Source organism: Pseudomonas sp. MD195_PC81_125, from assembly GCF_014060985.1.
Lineage (GTDB): Bacteria > Pseudomonadota > Gammaproteobacteria > Pseudomonadales > Pseudomonadaceae > Aquipseudomonas > Aquipseudomonas parakoreensis.
In genome coordinates, this window is the sequence record NZ_JABULD010000355.1 from 1 (window position 1) to 1,996 (window position 1,996).

Annotated in this window: 1 protein-coding gene and 1 pseudogene; both read right to left on the minus strand. The window is 60.1% G+C overall.

All coding sequences use genetic code 11. The features are described from left to right. A partial coding sequence (locus tag HT737_RS14900) for a type VI secretion system contractile sheath small subunit (RefSeq protein WP_182403063.1) occupies positions 1-95 on the minus strand: 95 nt, incomplete at its 3' end. A gap of 32 nt (positions 96-127) precedes the next feature. Then, positions 128-1,690, minus strand: a pseudogene (gene tssA, locus HT737_RS14905) (type VI secretion system protein TssA). Positions 1,691-1,996 lie beyond the last annotated feature (306 nt).

Sequence of the window (1,996 nt, forward strand, 5' to 3'; positions counted from 1 at the left end):
AGCGGCAGTTCAATCTCTTCCTGAGCACCGCCGGTGGCGGGTTTGAAGGTGACGTTGATGCGTTCCTTGGGGGCTACCGAGCCTTCTTTGGCCATGGCTTTTCTCCTTGCGGTTGTGGCCCTGGGGCCTATTCGAGTACCACTTCGAGATCGAGGTGGCACAGCCTGCGATAAATCTCTTCCTTGCGTTCACGCACTGCATGGTTCTGCGGCAACAGCTCGCAGCAACTGTGCAGCAGGTGCAGCACTTCCAATGCAAGATCGGGCTCCCAGGCGTGCAGGCCTGAGTCCTGTAATGTCTGATCGAGGGTTTCGAGCTGGTTCTTGGCCAGTTCGTATTTCTTGGCCATGAAGCACAGCCGCGCGAGGGCGAACTGCCAGAAGAACCGCTCGCGTCCGCCGTGGGCCGTTTGCAGGCCTTGCTTGAGAATCTGCACGGCAGGCTTGAGGCCTTCCTTGCGCAGCAGCGGCAGCACGTCCTGCAGGGCTTTTTCCCAGGCGGGCTGGGTTTCGACGTCGTCGGTTTCGACCTTGCGCGGCGCGCTGGCGCTTTGCAGGTGCGGCATGACATTGCCGGCGATCCACGCCCGGGTGGACGGATCGGCAAACGGCGCACCGTCATGGAAGCGACATTCGATAATGCCGGGCAGGCGCTGAACCAAAAGCGCGAAGTGGATTTCCACTTCGCGCATTGCCATCTCGGCGTTGAGGTTCTGGAGACACTCCCAGACCATCCTCTGGCCGTCGAACCAGAACGGCGCCTTCGCCAGGCTCGCCTCCAGTTCCACCAGCAAGTCGGCGTATTTGCTTGATCGAAGCGATCCTGGTACTGCTTGAGCTTGTCCACCGGCAGACCCCGCAACACGGTGATCTGCTCGGCGTTGCGCTCGGGCACCGCGTCGATCGGCAGCCACAGCAAGGTGCGGTTCAGACGCAAGGCGCGCAGGTCGGTGGCTTTCTGTTTGAGCCACCAGGCACACAACGGACGCGCGCTTTCCTGCTGGGCGCGCAGAGCCTTGTAGGCGTCTTTTTTCGTTGTCGATCGGTGCGCCGGGGGTCAGCAACTGGCTCGCGGCCTGCTTGACCTGCGCCACCGCCGCACCCACCACACCAGGGGCCGGCTGATTGTCGGCTGCACGCTGGATCATGGTTTTCAGGCGACGCGAGAGCGGCAACAGCAGCGGCGCATCGTCGCCCAAATGTTCGGTGCACGCGGCATCGAGGCCGGCCAGGTGCTCGGACAACTGCCGGAACATCGGCAGTTGTTCCTTGATCGCAATGTTTTCGGTGAGCACCTGCTCCAGGCGCGGCACCAGCCAGCCGATGGCGGCGGCACGGGTGCGCGGTTTGAGCGGATGAACGTCGGCCCAGTGGTTTTCCGACAGATGGTGCAGCAAACCGAGGCCGGCCAGCAGCCCGGGGAAGGATTCTCGCTGGTACAGCGACCAGGTCAGCCAGGCGCCGACACGCAAATCCTTGGATTGGGTACGCAGCAGGTTTTCGCTGTTTTCACGGATTTTCAGCCAGTCGATCTGCCCGCTTTCGTGCATCGACGAGGCTTTGGCCAGCTCGCTTTCCAGCGCCTCGAATTCGCTCGAAAAACGAACGTCTTCGCCCGCGAAATTCTCTTTGGAAACAGAGACTTTTGCGAGTTCGAGGTAATGGGCGGAAAGTTTGCTTGAGTAGGACATCCATGGCCTTTATTCAGGATTACAGTCAGGCGCCTGTTGGAGTTACCGCGGCGCGGGACAGTATCGAAGAGCGGTGAAGCGACTCATCCAATTGAGATGTGCTCTTTCAAGTGGGCGCATCGTAATCACTATGATGGCCACTAGCAAGCATCTGATTAAACAACAAGACGAAGTGTTCATTGGGCTGTGTAAGAGATCGCCCTATATATGGCAGGGGAATCCCTGATGGCGAATTATATTGCGCGCATTTGCCTCGCCCCCTCAGAACCTTGATCCAGAGCGGCCAACCCGCTCTGCGCGAATCGC